Annotated in this window: 12 protein-coding genes; 10 read left to right on the top strand and 2 right to left on the bottom strand. The window is 41.2% G+C overall.

Going from position 1 to position 16,048, the window contains the following annotated elements:
* The first annotated feature begins 130 nt into the window (after nucleotides 1-130).
* The 10 genes from DSOL_RS10855 (at nucleotide 131) to DSOL_RS10810 (ending at nucleotide 13,683) form a co-directional block, all read left to right on the top strand.
* Complete coding sequence (locus DSOL_RS10855) at nucleotides 131-2,137, top strand: hydantoinase/oxoprolinase family protein (protein WP_075364873.1); 2,007 nt, start codon at nucleotides 131-133, stop codon at nucleotides 2,135-2,137.
* Between the two features lie 47 nt (nucleotides 2,138-2,184).
* Complete coding sequence (locus DSOL_RS10850) at nucleotides 2,185-2,868, top strand: vitamin B12 dependent methionine synthase (protein WP_075364872.1); 684 nt, start codon at nucleotides 2,185-2,187, stop codon at nucleotides 2,866-2,868.
* Between the two features lie 709 nt (nucleotides 2,869-3,577).
* Complete coding sequence (locus tag DSOL_RS10845) at nucleotides 3,578-5,083, top strand: glycine betaine uptake BCCT transporter (protein ID WP_075364871.1); 1,506 nt, start codon at nucleotides 3,578-3,580, stop codon at nucleotides 5,081-5,083.
* A 421-nt stretch (nucleotides 5,084-5,504) separates the two neighbouring features.
* Nucleotides 5,505-6,425: a [methyl-Co(III) glycine betaine-specific corrinoid protein]--tetrahydrofolate methyltransferase MtgA gene (gene mtgA / locus DSOL_RS10840; protein ID WP_075364870.1), complete on the top strand. Its 921-nt coding sequence runs from the start codon at nucleotides 5,505-5,507 to the stop codon at nucleotides 6,423-6,425.
* A gap of 51 nt (nucleotides 6,426-6,476) precedes the next feature.
* Nucleotides 6,477-7,898, top strand: a complete 1,422-nt coding sequence (gene mtgB, locus DSOL_RS10835) for a glycine betaine--corrinoid protein methyltransferase (protein ID WP_170871489.1) — start codon at nucleotides 6,477-6,479, stop codon at nucleotides 7,896-7,898.
* 51 nt (nucleotides 7,899-7,949) lie between these two features.
* Nucleotides 7,950-8,597, top strand: coding sequence for a glycine betaine-specific corrinoid protein MtgC (gene mtgC, locus DSOL_RS10830; protein ID WP_075364868.1), 648 nt, complete (start codon nucleotides 7,950-7,952; stop codon nucleotides 8,595-8,597).
* Between the two features lie 189 nt (nucleotides 8,598-8,786).
* The gene (locus DSOL_RS10825) at nucleotides 8,787-10,310 is read left to right on the top strand and encodes a glycine betaine uptake BCCT transporter (protein WP_427854394.1); all 1,524 of its coding nucleotides are present in this window, start codon (nucleotides 8,787-8,789) and stop codon (nucleotides 10,308-10,310) included.
* A 131-nt stretch (nucleotides 10,311-10,441) separates the two neighbouring features.
* On the top strand, nucleotides 10,442-11,140 hold the full coding sequence (locus DSOL_RS10820; RefSeq protein WP_075364866.1) for a DUF1638 domain-containing protein: 699 nt from the start codon (nucleotides 10,442-10,444) through the stop codon (nucleotides 11,138-11,140).
* 37 nt (nucleotides 11,141-11,177) lie between these two features.
* Nucleotides 11,178-11,867 (top strand): DUF1638 domain-containing protein, encoded by a 690-nt coding sequence (locus tag DSOL_RS10815; RefSeq protein WP_235838771.1) that lies wholly within the window; start codon nucleotides 11,178-11,180, stop codon nucleotides 11,865-11,867.
* A complete protein-coding gene (locus tag DSOL_RS10810) occupies nucleotides 11,845-13,683 on the top strand; it encodes an ASKHA domain-containing protein (protein ID WP_075364864.1) in 1,839 nt (612 codons plus the stop codon). Before DSOL_RS10815 ends, DSOL_RS10810 begins: the two co-directional genes overlap by 23 nt.
* Before the next feature lie 137 nt (nucleotides 13,684-13,820).
* Here DSOL_RS10810 and DSOL_RS10805 read toward each other — a convergent pair whose 3' ends face one another.
* Together DSOL_RS10805 and DSOL_RS10800 are read right to left on the bottom strand one after the other, a co-directional pair.
* Entirely contained in the window at nucleotides 13,821-14,480 is a 660-nt protein-coding gene (locus DSOL_RS10805) for a corrinoid protein (RefSeq protein WP_075364863.1), read from the bottom strand.
* Between the two features lie 13 nt (nucleotides 14,481-14,493).
* Nucleotides 14,494-15,771, bottom strand: coding sequence for a PocR ligand-binding domain-containing protein (locus DSOL_RS10800; RefSeq protein WP_075364862.1), 1,278 nt, complete (start codon nucleotides 15,769-15,771; stop codon nucleotides 14,494-14,496).
* Nucleotides 15,772-16,048: the final 277 nt, after the last annotated feature.

Below are 16,048 nucleotides of genomic sequence, written 5' to 3'. Positions count from 1 at the left end.
GGATGTAGCGGAAAAGATCCGAGGTATTGTAGAAAACGCTGTTGGTCATATGCCAGGAGAAGAGTAATAAAAATTTGGTAGGCTGCCTGCTTTAAGCAGGTAGCCACTAGTTATATAAGGAGGGAGAAAAATGTCACTGGTATTGGGAATCGATACCGGAGGGACATATACCGATGGTGTGGTCGTGGAGCTCAGGAGCAAGCAGATATTGAAGAAGGCCAAAGCCTTGACTACCCGCGAGGATCTATCAATTGGCATTCGGAATTGTATCTTGAATTTGGACTTTGAAGATTTTGAGAACATTAGTGCGGTTTCACTATCAACCACATTGGCAACTAATGCAATTGTGGAAGGGCGCGGCTGTGAGGTTGGCCTTTTGATGATTGGCTATACTCCCATAGATCCATTACCAGTCAAGCACTACTATGTTCTGCCGGGAGGACACAATCTTAAAGGGCTTCCTAACGAAGAACTTGATCTAGAAAAGACCCGTCGGGTTATTACAGACCTAAGAGGCAAAGTAGATGCTGTAGCAATTTCTGGATTTCTCAGTGTCAGGAATCCAGAACATGAGAATGCTGTAATGGGTATGGTAAAGGAAATCTTAGATCTTCCAGTGGTGTGTGCTCACCAGTTAACGACTTCATTAGGATTTCATGAAAGAACAGTCACAGCAGTTCTCAATGCTCGTTTGATTCCAATCATTACCGACTTAGTTGAATCTGTGAAGAAAGTACTCGATGAAAAGAAAATAAAAGCTCCAATCATGATTGTTAAAGGTGATGGGTGTATGATGGGCGAAGCTTTAGCACGTGAAAAACCCATCGAGACTATCCTCTCTGGACCAGCTTCTAGTATCATAGGAGGAACTTTCCTTACTAAAACCTCCAATGCTCTTGTACTCGATATGGGTGGAACTACGACTGATATTGCCATTCTCAAAAACGGAATACCCAGGATCAATCAAGAAGGGGCTACAGTTGGTGGCTGGCTTACACGTGTCCAGGCCGCACAAATCTATACTTATGGTCTAGGGGGAGATAGTTATATCCAAATCCACAAAGATGGCGAAATACAGGTAGGTCCTCAAAGGGTATGGCCGTTGTCCGTGGTTGCGTATAATCATCCCCATTTAGTTGATGAATTGAAGGTTAACTTTGAAAAAAACTACGATCTTATGTTTTCCCAGGCGGTGGATTGTTTTATGTTCCTCAAGCAAACTACCTCTGAGGTGTTAAATGACCTAGAAAATAAAGTCGTTGAAATTCTTCAGACTGGCCCAAGAAGTTTATATTATCTTACCCAAAGATTGAATATCGATCCTAATCTTCTAAATTTGCAACATCTCGTCAATGTAGGAGTTTTAGCCAGAATCTCTCTCACTCCCACAGATATCCTGCATGCCCAAGGGACTTATAATCAATGGAACAGGGAAGCGGCGGAAGTAGGAGTAGGGGTCTTAGCAAGTCGGGCGAGAATAAGCCCGGATGTGTTTATTCGACGTGCTTCAGAAAAAATAATTAATGATCTTTGTATTACCTGTCTTCAGAGCCTTGTAGGTTGTGATGAACAAAACATTAAGATAAAAAACACACCAGAAGTCATGTATTTCATCAAAAAAGCCTTATCGCCGGCTCAAGGTCAAGGATTTGACTGTTCTTTTAGATTGAATATGCCCATTGTTGGTATAGGAGCTCCGGTTAGGGCTTGGTTGCCAGAGGTCGCTGAGAAGTTGAATACTAGCTTGGTCATTCCAGAGCATGCTGAAGTAGCCAACGCTGTTGGGGCAGCAACCGGCAAGATCATGGAAATGGTAAAGGTATTAATTAAGCCAGGAGAAACAGATGGAACCTATTTGATGCATGCCCCTTGGGAACGCAAGATGTTCGAGAACCTGGAAGAAGCAGTATCCTATGCACTGAGCGAAGCAAAGAAACAGGCAGAACTAGCAGCAAGTAAAGCTGGAGCAAAAGAGTTTGAGTTAGTAGTAAACCATAAGGATCGCTATGCACATCCTGGTATGCTAGAAAACGATATCTACGTAGAATCACTAATCGAAGTAACTGCCGTAGAGCGTCCTGAGTGGGAAAGAGAAGAATTAAAAGAAAAATTCTTTGTCGACACTATTGGATGCTAGGGTTTGCTGGTATTTGCAATTCCTTTTCCAAAGGAAGGAGATGCTTGATGGATACGGTTGTCCTAAACAATATCCCGTGTGAAATAAAAATTGAAGAACTCCAAAAGAAGCTACACATTGGAGAAGATAGTATTTATTTTACTGAAATAGAAAAGTTGGCAGTTGAGGCTCAGTTACTTGCCAAACCTAAAATAGCATATAAGAAAGCAATTATTGATGCTAAAGGAGATAACTTTGTTGTTATCGACGGAATCCAATTTACTAGTCATGTTCTACGAGTTAACCTAGAAGAAAATTCAAATGTCTTTCCATATGTTATTACTTGTGGAACTGAGTTAGAGGTCTGGTCTAAGCAATTTAACGATTTTTTTATTAGTTTTTGTGCAGATACAATATTAGAAATAATACTACGTTCGGCTATTCAAATGTTTGAAGAGCATCTTGAAAAAGAGTTTGGACTAGGGCATGCCGTCAACATGAATCCTGGATCATTGGCTGACTGGCCTATCAACGAGCAAAGGCATCTATTTGAGCTAATAGGTAATGTACAAGAGTTGATTGGAGTTCAAATTTTAGATAGTTACCTCATGCTTCCGATGAAGACTGTTTCAGGTATTCGATTTGCAAAAGAAGGAACTTTTGAAAACTGCCAATTGTGTCCCCGTGAGAAGTGTCCTAGCAGAAAAGCACCCTATGATAAGGAGCATGCTGAAGGTTTTATAAAGCATTAACGTTTATTGAAATGACGTCTTAAATAAGTTCTAGAAATCACCGTTTTTGATTTATGGAAGGGACGTTTTAACTATTCACAGCATCCATGAAAATTTAATATTCTTCCCATGTTATCAAGATCGTAATAGAAGACAAATAATGCATACATTTGTTATCGATGCGCTTTGGGTCCATCGAAATAAAAAAGATTGAACCGACAACCTCTACTGATCTAAAACGGTAGAGGTTGTTTTTTGGCTAAAAAGAAAAAGAACTAACACAAATCGGACTACGAAGATAATTGAATCAGAATATGGAATAATATTAGGTGTTAAATCCAGTAAATTGTTTTGCTAAATTGGACGACTGCCCTACAGGAATTAACAACTAAGGGTGAAGGGAAAGCCTTCAATTTTAACATAAACTATTAGTTGGAATCCCAACCATTAAAAGTGTGATAAATGTACTGTAATGGACGGAGACATTGTAGATCCTCTAAGGAGGAAGTTCTAAGGAGAAATTACAGGATCAGGAGTAGTTAGAATCTTTGGAAAACATCATAAACGTAGCAAAACGAGCACTATTGTGGCATTTTTAGGATAATGAAAAGATGTTATGATGAAAAGGGTCTTCGATTGGGAAGATCATATACTACCCTGATGTATCTCTAAGTTATTGGAATCAGTTACTTACTTCGATTTAGGAGGATGATTAAGGAGGAGACTAAGAATGAGTACAAAAGGAAGTTTATTCGGCAAAATTGATCGTCCTATCTTTTCAATTTCTGCGATCATCATGGTTTTGTTTGTTCTCTGGGCACTACTTCAGCCTCAAGAAGCGGGTGACACGTTCAGTGCAGTGCAGAAATTTATTACGGACAATTTCGGCTGGAGTTATTTAATCGGCGTGACGTCTTTTTTATTTTTTGCCATATTTATAGCGTTAAGTAAATACGGAAGCATTACTCTAGGCAAAGATGGTGAGAAGCCTGAGCACAGTACTTGGAGCTGGTTTGCGATGCTCTTTGCGGCTGGTATGGGGATTGGCCTTGTCTTCTGGGGAGTAGCTGAACCAATAACGCACTATGCTATCCCTCCCTACGGTCAACCTTATACTATCCAATCAGCCCAAACTGCAATGCGCTATACCTTTTTTCATTGGGGTTTGCATCCTTGGAGTGTTTTTGGCATTGTGGGGTTGTGTATGGCATATTTTCAGTTCCGAAAAGGCTTACCTGCTTTAGTCAGTTCCACTCTTTACCCATTACTTGGAGAAAAGGGAATTAACGGGTGGATTGGCAAGTTAGTTGATATTCTGACAGTATTCGCAACGATATTTGGGGTTGCTACATCTCTAGGACTAGGGGCGATGCAGATTGCCACTGGGTTAAATTATGCCTATGGCCTACCTACTGGTACTACGACAACTGTCGTGATTATAGTTGTGATTACAATCTTATTTATTACATCTGCAGTAACTGGAATTGAAAAAGGAATTAAGTTCCTTAGCAACGCTAATATGCTATTACTCATTATAATTTTAGCTTTTATGCTAATCGTTGGACCCACTCGGTTTATTCTTAACGGTTTTACTGAAACGATCGGGTCTTACCTTCAAAACATTATTCAAATGAGTTTTTGGGCCGATACATTTAATACTAATCCTGGTTGGGTAGGGGGGTGGACTATTTTCTACTGGGCATGGTGGATTGCCTGGGGTCCATTTGTTGGTGCCTTTATTGCTCGAATTTCTAGAGGCCGATCCATAAGGGAGTTTATCTTGGGTGTGCTCATTGCTCCGACTTTGATGAGTTTTGTGTGGATGGGAGTCATGGGCAATAGTGCGCTGTATATCGATGTGGTTCGACATGGCGGTATTGCTGCTCAAGTAGCTAAAGATATAAGTACAGCCATTTTTGCCATGTACCAGTACTACCCGCTTACGGGTGTTTTAACGATCCTGACAACCTTAATCATCGCGATCTTCTTTATTACATCGGCGGATTCTGCGACTTTTGTTATGGCCATGTTCACTTCCGGTGGGGATTTAAACCCTAAAGCTGGGTTAAAGATTACTTGGGGTTTGATTGAGGGTGCTGTTGCTATTGCCTTGATGCTAGCCGGCGGACTGAGCGCGCTGCAAACGGCCTCCATCACTACAGCATTTCCGTTCATGTTTGTCATGTTTGCAATGGCGGTTTCGCTAATAAAGGCTTTCCGTGAAGAATCCGTATAAGAAGGTATCCTATCCGACTTCCGTTAAGGGGCCCATACTAAATGTAGTAGGGCCCCTTTTATTTATTTCCTTTAGCCAAGTGGTTTGAACAAATTAAAAATGTGAAAATTATCTCTAAGAATGAATAATCCGAATTTTCATTTCCTGACTCAAATGTAGTAAAACGAGCATAACTGTAGTGATAATGCGCAGAACTATGGTGTTATTATAAATGCAGGGGAAGTCAATCAAATAAATTGCATCATGTCATTAATATACAGGGGGTGAACTTCTCAGGATTGCGGAATGGACGTAGATAATGTATAGTTCCCAATGTTCCAGATAGTTTGTAGCAAAAGGGAATACTAGAGATGGATATGAAAAGCCGCATTCTCGACGATGAAATCGTTCCAAGCAATATAAAAGTATGGGGGAATCGATAATGGTTAAGTATACTTCAGAGCAGCATGTCTACGATATTAACGGAGTAAAGGTTGGCGGACAACCAGGTCAATACCCTACCGTGCTTATCGGTAGCATCTTCTATCGGGGTCACAAAATTGTCCAAGATGGTATGAAGGGGATCTTTGATGAAGGAGCTGCAAAAGCACTCCTAGATCAAGAAGCCGAGTTGAGTGCAGAAACGGGTAATCCTTGTATTATAGATGTTTTAGGTGAATCGGTAGAAGCATTAACCCGTTATGTAGAATTTGTAATGAAAAACTCAAAGGCTCCTTTTCTATTGGATAGTATTAGTCCTGAAGTCCGGATGGGTGCTTTGAAGAATTTTGCCAATGATCTGGAAGTACGCAAAAGACTAATCTATAACTCGATTGAAGAGCACTATTCAGAGGAAGAATTAGCGGTAATCAAAGAATGTGGGGTTAAAACTGCTGTCATTCTCGCCTTCAGTAATAAAGCACTCAAGCCTAAAGCTAGAATTAAACTCTTAACAGGGGATGAGAAGAAAGAGGGGTTAATCGACGTAGCAAAGAGAGCGGGAATCGAGCAGTTTCTGATTGATCCTGGTGTCTTAGATGTTGCTAGTGCTAGCTGGACAAGTGAGGCTATCAATGTAGTGAAGGAAGAATTCGGCTATCCGGGAGGCTGTGCTCCTTCAAACGCCGTTTATTTGTGGAAGAAAATGCGTTCTAAAGGGACTCCCTTCTTTCAAGTTGCCGGGGCCTCCGTCTTTACCTATCCGGTGACTCAAGGTGCCGACTTTATTCTTTACGGCCCGATGGTTAACGCTCCCTGGGTTTACAGGGCGGTTGCAACTACCGATGCTATGATGGCCTATAATAATAAACTAACAGGTATCAAATTAGGAACCAATGAGCATCCGTTATTAAAGATTTTTTAGAAAGCTTTGGTGGGGATTCGCCACGAGTAAATTTTAAAAACAGTTAAAGGGGTGTTAGCAATGTTACGTAAGTATGATGTTTTGACAGAGGAACAAGTAACGGCGATTCATGATGAAACCATGAAAATCCTCGAAGAGATCGGTATGGAGTTTGAATATGAACCGGCTTTAGAGGTATTTAGAGCTGAGGGACAAAAGGTTGAAGGAAACCGTGTTCATTTTACGAGAGAATTTATTGAGGCTAAGGTAAAATTGGCTCCTTCGAAATTCACCCTACATGCACGTAATCCAGAACACAATTTAGTCTGTGGTGGAGATAATATCATTTATATGCCTGGCTATGGGGCTCCCTTCATTCATGATGTTGATGGAAATCGTCGTAAAACCACGATGCAGGACTATGATAACTTTGTCAAATTAGCAGGGGCTAGTAATAACTTGCATATGACAGGTGGAACAGTGGCTGAACCGCAGGATATTCCGGATGAAGTTCGTCATCTAAAAATGCTCTATAGCTCCATAAAAAATTCGGACAAGTGTTTTATGGGTAGTGCCGAGGGTCGAGAACGGGCTGAAGATTCTATCGAAATAGCGTCCATCCTTTTTGGTGGTAAAGATGTTATTAAGGAAAAACCTGTGCTTATTTCCCTCATAAACTCGTTAACTCCTTTAAAATATGATGGAAGAATGTTAGGAGCCATGATGGCCTATGCGAAAGCTGGCCAAGCTGTTGTGATTGCTTCCTTGGTTATGGCTGGTTCAACTGGACCTGCGGCATTGGCAGGCACATTAGCACTGCAAAACGCTGAAGTATTGGCAGGAATTGCTCTTGCCCAATCTGTTAATCCTGGAACACCTGTTGTATACGGTTCAACCTCAGCGCTTAGTGACATGCATAGTGGGAGCCTTTCCATCGGTAGCCCTGAGTGCGCGTTATTTATTTCGGCCAGTGCTCAACTAGCTCGCTTTTATGGTGTCCCCAGTCGATCAGGCGGCGGCTTGAACGATTCTAAGATTGTCGATGCTCAAGCAGGCTATGAATCGATGATGACTCTGATGGCGGCCAGTGTCACAGGTATCAACTTTGTTCTTCATACTGCCGGAATTTTGCAATATTTTATGGCTATGTCTTATGAAAAGTTTATAATGGACGACGAAATGGCGGGTATGCTCTTGCATTATATGAAAGGGTTCACCTTTGATGAAGAGGGAATGGCTTTTGATGTGATCGCTAAAGTTGGACCGGGTGGGCATTACTTGACACAGAAGCATACACGGAAAAATCATAAACGGGAGTTCCGCACGGCTCAATTGAGTGACAGGACTGCTTTTGAATCCTGGTCTAAGGAAAAGTTGGATGCCAACCAAAGGGCCAATAGAAAATGGCAAGAGATTTTGGCTAATTATGTGCCACCGGCTCTAGACGAAACTATTGATAGAAAGCTATTGGAATTTATCGCTAAACGAGCTTAATCAATTATATTCTAATACGTCTCTATTTTATTAAAACTGGAGGAATTGAGAATGAGTGAACTATTTGCAGAATTAAAACAAGCAGTAATTGATGGTGATGAAGATATCGTTAGTGAATCCTCGCAAAAAGTAATTGATGAAGGAATTAATCCTGTTGACGCTGTTCAACTTGGTTTGATCAAGGGAATTGAAGTTATAGGTGAGGCTTGGAAAGTTGGGGAAGCCTTCCTACCGGATGTTATGATGTCAGCTGAGGCCATGAAAGTCGGGTTAGCTCTTTTGGAGCCAGAAATCGCCAAATTAGGTATGAGTGAAGGGGAAAGCAAAGGTAAGATTGTCTTAGGTACAGTAGCAGGTGATATTCACGACATCGGCAAGAATATTACAGGTGCTATGTTTACAGCAGCAGGGTATAAAGTGTTTGATTTAGGTACGGATATAAAAGCCGAAGATTTTGTATCAAAGGCCCAAGAAGTCGGTGCAGATATTATCGGTGCAAGTGCCCTCCTGACGACAACTATGGTCGGGCAAAAGCAACTCGTTGATTATTTAAAAGAGCATAATCTTAGAGATAAGTTCAAAGTATTTGTCGGTGGTGGACCAACCAGCCAATTATGGGCCGATGAAATCGGAGCAGACGGGTGGGCAGAAACTGCTGACGAAGCGGTCGAACTTGCCGGACGTCTTCTCGCTAAATAAGTTGTTCAACTAATGCTGATATAGGCTGTTGCTTAAAGAAGTTGAATCCTAGGGACCTTATAATTATTGATCTTTCCTTTTAAAGTCCCTAGGATTTCTTTCTGCAATTAATCTTTATCAGTGGTAGTTCTAAAGTTTGCTGACTTCACGCACCAGGCTTAGAATACAATCGAATTTATAAGTAAAGTTATGAAAGGAGTAATGCTATCCATGAGCAAGGGTAAGGATTCAACAACAAATCGTAGCGTTATGTATATCTCTTCGGTCATCATTGTTTTGTTTGTAATTTTCGGAATGTTCCTTCCTAAGGAAATGGGAAAAGTTGCCAATGATACGTTTGCATTTTTAACGACTGATTTCGGCTGGCTATACCTTTTATCGGTTGCCTTTTTTGTGGTTTTCATTTTCGGAATTGCGTTTAGTCGTTTTGGTAATATCAAGCTAGGAAAAGACGACGACAAGCCTGAGTTCAGTAATTTTCAGTGGTTTTCGATGTTGTTCGGTGGAGGTATGGGTATCGGCCTCGTGTTCTGGTCGGTTGCTGAGCCGATGATGCATTACCTGACTCCGCCGATGGGTAAGGGTGCTACTCCCGAATCCATGCGTACTGCCATGCGAATTGTATTTTTTCACTGGGGTATCCACCCTTGGGTAATCTTCGCAATTGCAGGCCTAGCTCTGGCCTACTTTCAATTCCGCAAGGATCTGCCCTTCCTAATTAGTTCTGCTTTTTATCCACTGCTTGGCGACCGAATTTACGGACCGATCGGCAAAGCGATTGACATCTTGGCAGTGTTTGCCACAGTGTTCGGGGTAGCCACGAGCTTGGGTCTCGGCTCTAGCCAGATAGCCACAGGGATGCAATATATCTGGGGAATTCAGGCGACGCCCACGACCATCTCTATAGTCATTGCAGTAATGACGGTCCTCTTCACTCTAGCGACAATCTCCGGTCTGCATAAGGCTATGCAGTTTGCTGCCAACATTAAGGTATGGCTTTCAATCGGCTTCATGGTGTTCATCTTCTTGTTTGGAGGTATGGTCTTAATCCTGAATAACTTCACAGATACTCTTGGCGCCTACTTGCAAAACTTTGTCCAACAGACCTTGTGGATGGGTAATATCGACTGGCTGAAGGGGTGGACTGTGTTCTACTGGGCATGGTGGATTGCCTGGGCTCCGTTCGTTGGACAATTTGTGGCCCGGGTCTCCAAGGGTCGTACTATTCGTCAATTCATCTTGGCAGTTACGTTATTGCCTTCTGGATTCTCCATGATATGGTTATCGATTTACGGCGGTGCTGCTTTCAACCTGGATAAGCTCGCTAATGGAGCCATCCAGGCCGCTGTTAAAACAGAGTACACTACTGCCTTTTTCGCCTTACTGAAACAGTTACCGTTGTATTCAATCACCGCTCCTTTAGCAATCTTGCTCATCATTGCCTCTTTTATAGGTGCTGCGAATTCCGCAACCTATGTACTAGCGATGCTGACTTCCAATGGCGACATGGACCCTGGCAAGAATCTGCGTAGCTTCTGGGGTATCATACAGGGTGCTTTCACCATCATCTTGATTCTAGTCGGCGGCGGCACCGCAGTATTATCGATCTTGCAAACAGTTTCTATTGTCGCAGCATTCCCCTTCATGTTGATTATGATAGCTATGTGTTTCAGCATTTACAAAGCACTTGCGCAAGAGAAGCCTTTAGGCTAGAAAGATTGTGGGATTTCAATAACAATAATAATCCCAATCCCAATCCATAGAAAGAGAGAACGCCCAGGTTTGTGAAACTTGGGTGTTCTTTCCTACAATTAGAATTCAGCAAGAGCCGGGAGGAAGATTCGGTGGATAAAAGCATTAAACTCATTATCGCTTGTGAGGTATTCAAGGGTGAGCTAGAAGCCTTCAAAGATTCAATAACGGTTAATATTCTATGGATTGAGCAAGCTTTGCATAACGTCCCAGATACACTACATCAAAGAGTTCTGGAAAAGATTCGAGATGCTGAAACATATTTGAAACCTGGGGAAATTGTCCTCTTATTCTTAGGGAACTGTGGAGGGGCCCTAAAGGGAATCTCTTCCCAAACTCTAACTCTTATTTATCCGGATGTTGATGATTGTATCCCGGTCATATTAGGATCAATGGAAAGGTTTAAGGCTATTCAGACTGAAAAAATAGGAACTTTTTACTTGAACAAGAACTGGATTGATGCAGGCGAAGATCCGTTGAGTTCGAGTAAGAAATACATTGAGACGTATGGAGAGAAAAAGGGCTGGAAAGTTTCTAAGCTTATGTATAAGAACTATACTCATTTCACTTTAATTGATAATGGTTGTTATGAACTTGACAAGTACCGGCGACATGTTCATGAGGCTTGTGAAAAATTCGATAAAATATATTCCGAGGAAAAAGGGAACCTTAAATTTGTAGAGGTACTTCTCAATAGACAGTGTGAAATGGTGACCGTACTTCCAAACTCTCAAAGCGATGAATCTAAACAGACATATCAGAGCCGGAAAGCCTTTTTCCCAGAAATTTAACAATTGAGAGAAATTTTTCATAGTGTTATGGAGGATAATGCCGTTGAGAATCAAGCTAATTGGTTGTCATTCCACAATGAATGAAGTCCATGCCCAAGGGCTCGATCAAGGAATGGACTGCGAATTTCTAGATTACAGCTTCCACGCTAGACCAGATAAGTTGCATGATAAAATTCAAGAGATAATCAATGAGAGTCAGGATTATAATTTGATCATCCTCACTTATGGCCGATGCTCTAATTCAATGCTTGGTTTGCTGTCAACGCACGTGCCGCTTTTATTTCCGGCGACACACGATTGTATTGGCCTAATGTTAGGGTCCAAGGCTAGGCATATGGAATTGTTCAGCGAGAATTCCCTTACTTATTATTTTAGTCAGGGTTGGTTGGATTATGGGCGCACTCCTTTGGAAGAATACTACGAATATGAAGCAAAATATGGTGAGAAAAAAGCTCGTAAGTTGATTAAAATCTTGTATGGAAGTTATAAAAAAGCAATCTTTATTATCACACCAGGGATCAAGGACCTTGAACGATATCGACAGAAGGTTCAAGAAATAGCTGATTTTTTTGGCTGGGAAGTGGGAGAGATCGAGGGAGATTTAAGTCTCCTTACCTCGGTTGTCAAAGGGATCAGGGCTCCAGAATCAATTTTTGTCGAGGCAGGTCAAGAAATTACTTTGGAAATATTAGCAGGAGGGAAACATGAAAATAACGATCAGACCTAATCGAGTTGTTGAGGGCTTCGAGGGCGAGTCCATAATGGAGGTCCTAGTTCGTAATCAAATCCCCGTACAAAATATTTGTAGTGGAAAAGGTTCATGCGGCAAATGTAAAGTGTGGTTCCATTCTGGGATGCCGGAGCCAACACAGTCGGATCTTAAACATTTGACAAGCCAGGAAATTGACGCTGGATTTCGCCTTTCTTGCAGAGTGAAAGCGGAAGAAGGAATGGAGATAGAGCCAGTTGTTGTTGAGATCTATGATCGCAAAGAGGCTGCGTTCCGTGATATGATTCAAATAAACCTCGATCATGGAGTGCAGAAAGTGAAGGTTCAAATACCTAAACCTTCACTTGAAGATGAACGGGGGGATTGGAACCGTTTACAAGATGAATTATTAAAAATCCTCGATGTTGAGACAGTGAATATTAAGATGTTCGCTCTTGAAAAGTTACCCAGTATTTTGCGGGCTGGGGATTTTGTCGTGACGACCACATTGTGGGACAATCAGGTTTTAGACGTCGAAGTGGGGGATACCACTTTAACACTTTATGGGGTGGCAGTGGATATTGGGACAACAAGTGTGGCGGTTAGTTTAGTCGATCTCAATAGTGCCCAACTTATTAAGGTTCTTTCTCATGAAAATGAACAAACGGCTTATGGCGCTGATGTCATCTCACGAATATCTTATGCGAGTGAGAGTGGGGAAAAACGACTCCGTCTTAAACATGCTGTCAAACAGACTATTAATAATTTAATAAATCAACTTATTGAAGAAAGTGGAATCCCAGCACATAGTATCTACAAAATGACGGTCGTATCTAATACCACTATGAATCACTTATTTTTAGGTCTAGACACCGCTAATCTTGCAGTGGCACCCTACGTTTCTGTACTGAATAATTTTATTGAGTTAAGCGCTTCAGAACTTGGCATCGAAATAAATCCAGAGGGTAGAATCTTAACGTTTCCGAATATCGGCAGCTTTGTAGGTGGCGACACAGTTGGCGCAGTAATAGGAGCACCTGAAGTATTAGAAGATGGGAATCATCTTCTAATAGATTTAGGAACTAACTGTGAATTATTTCTAAAGACCTCACAGGGAATGATGGCCTGTTCTACGGCAGCTGGGCCGGCGTTTGAGGGAGCTCGCATCACGCACGGAATGAGGGCCAAACCAGGAGCTATTGAGGCAGTAACGATCACAGAGGACGGAGTTGAGATTAAGGTTATTGGTCGTCAAAAAGCAAGCGGGATTTGTGGGTCGGGTCTTGTCGAGGGGATTGAACAAATGAAGTTAGCGGGAATTATTAATAAGAAGGGAAAAATAATTGATCCGGAAAAAGAAGGGAGTTCTCTTTCGCCGCGACTCAGGGATCGGATAAGATCCGGCGGAAAATCTGGTCGAGAATTCGTACTTTCCTATGGAGGGAAAGAAGGAAGCGACGTCTTTTTGAATCAGGAGGATATTGGCGAATTGCAACTGGCTAAGGGTGCTGTTTGTGCAGGTATCAAAACTCTTGTAGGGATGGTAGGAATTTCGATCCAAGACCTTGATTCCATTGTTTTAGCGGGCACCTTTGCTTCCTATTTAAAAGCACGTAGTATTTTGGAAATTGGCCTAGTTCCCAACATTAATCCTGAAAAAGTAAAGACCGCGGGTAATGCAGCCCACGTGGGAGCGATGAGAGCGTTACTAAATCGAACTGTGTTCAAGGATGCGGTAGAACTAGCGACAAAGGTGAAGCATATCGAGCTTGGAGGTAATAAGGTCTTTACTAGTAATTTGATGAAAAGCATGTACTTGGAAAGAACAAATTAATCATAGATGGGTCATGAGAGGAAATTGCCTCTTAAAAAACAAAGAGCCCTTCGCATTAATGAACTGAGTTCATAAGTGTGAAGGGCTCTTGAAATTTATAATAGTTATAGTTAAATGAGATCTCTGTAGAAAGGTCTTTATTGGCTGACTCGTTTGGAAGCTAGTAGTTTGCTTATGTTTTCCTTTAAGAAATCTCGAAGTTGGAAAGCATCTTCAAACGTATAATCTGCGCCTATTTCCTTGGCAAAAGCATCAGTTATCGGTGCTCCTCCTACGAAAATTTTAACATCGTTACGTAATTCCTGAGCTTTTAGTTCAAGTATCACATCTTTCATAACGGACATGGTTGTGGTTAACAAGGCTGAGATCATTAAGATATCAGGTTTTTCCTTGCGCACTGCACGGGCAAATTTCTTTGGAGATACATTGACGCCAAGATCTATAACGCGGGCACCGGCTGACATCGCCATGGCTTTTACAATGCTAAGGCCAATATCATGTAAATCGCCCGCAACTGTACCCACGACAATTTTTCCAAGCCCCTTTTTAGTGGGTGCAGTCAAGATCGGTTCAATGACGGATAGCCCCGCGTGCATTGAATGGGTAGCCATTAGAACCTCCGGAACATTAACTTTCTCATTGCGGTATTTTTCAGCTATGATGTTAATTCCTGTAATGAGTCCTTTTTCTAGAATGGAATTGGCAGAATATCCTTGTGCCAAAGCTTGTTTGGTTAATTCAAGCGTTTCTTCGGATTCACCTTCTGCTATTGAATGGATTATATCGTCAAATATCAAACCAAATCACCCCCTAAAATAAGCTATTCTTGTAGATCAGAGGAGTTACTCCAATGTATTTCCGGAATATCTCGGCAAAATAGCTTTGACTTTTAAAACCTACGGCTTTAGAAACCTGTTCAACGCTAAACTCGGGTTTCTTTAAAAGTTCGACTGCTTTTTCGACGCGTACTCTCGTCAGATAATCGTTAAAGGTACAATCTAATTCTAACCTGAATAAACGAGAAAGGTGGGAAGGGCTAATAAAAAGATGATCAGCGGTGGCTTTAATTGTAATGGGCTTATGGTAATTTTCGATAATAAAATTACGGGCATTTGTAACTAGGCTAAGATGCTTCTTATCTGCAAGCTTAAAGATTCCATCGAGGAATGTTGCTATGACCTTATGGACTTTAACAAAAAACTCTTCTACTCGATCAATGCGGTCGACCTCGTCATTAAAATCTTTAAGTATGGACATGGCTTGTTCCGCATCAGCTCCCCCTTCCACAGCGGCCCTTGATGATAGCGAAGCCAATTCAAGAATCCGTATTTTTATAGTGGCTATATCACCGGCCGTCTTGGTTAAGAGGTCTGTTAATAAGATCATTAGATAATTTTCAGCTCTAGTTTTATCACCAAGACGGATATAACTCAAAAAACGTCGTTCCTTCTTTAAATACGTTCCGTAATCAGTAAACTCAAGGTTGCTTTTCTTTTTCTTTCTATTCTCTAAATCAGCCTTTATTTTCAGGCTCTCTAAACGGTAAGCATTCTCCTCCTCTAGTTTATGGATATTTCTTTTAACAATATGGTTTACTACAACAAAAAGCATATCGGCCGCAGCTTGGGACTGCTCAGGAGAGCATATGGAGACGCTTTTGACCTTTTCTTGTAAAATATCATAGTCAAGATCTTTGGCATTGCTTTTTTTTAAATCGCGAAGAAAGAATTCATCGGGTTTCCATAATAATATTTGTCCACAGATAATGCTGCCTAAAAACACATTATCTAATATTATAGGGACTGCCCATATAACGATTCCAGCATGGCAACGGAAGAAATAGGGCTCATTCCATTTTGCGGCTTCTAAAGTCGCTTCTTTATAAGAAGCTAAACATTTCTTTTCTCCTTTACTATTACTACGGATAAACTGACAAAAATCATTTCGCTTTTTATTGCCTAGTATGGCAAGTGTTTCGCCTTTTCTATTAACGGCTTCAATGTGCAAACCGGTAGCCTTGGAGAAACTACCGAGGACTTCCTCTAAGTAGCTAGGATCAATGAAACTTTCAATACTTTTATTAGACATGCTGTGCCCTCGCAATTTATGATTTAGGAAAAAGTTCTTGCTAAGTATTTCCACGATAACGTGAATAATACCTTTTATTTAGATCAAAAAAATGAGTTTCTCTAGATGTTTTCATACGCTTGGTTTAAGTATACTACTTCATCAGGAGGAGAAACGGAAAATTAGAAGAATAGGCTTATTAAATTGTGATTCTTCCTTGTTATCGGGTGCAAATAATTTCTCACTGATATGCTATAATTATTAAGAGTAAAGCTTTTTATAATTAGATTGGTTTTGA

Source organism: Desulfosporosinus metallidurans, from assembly GCF_001936615.1.
GTDB lineage: Bacteria > Bacillota > Desulfitobacteriia > Desulfitobacteriales > Desulfitobacteriaceae > Desulfosporosinus > Desulfosporosinus metallidurans.
This window is presented reverse-complemented; position numbering and strand designations above follow the sequence as displayed.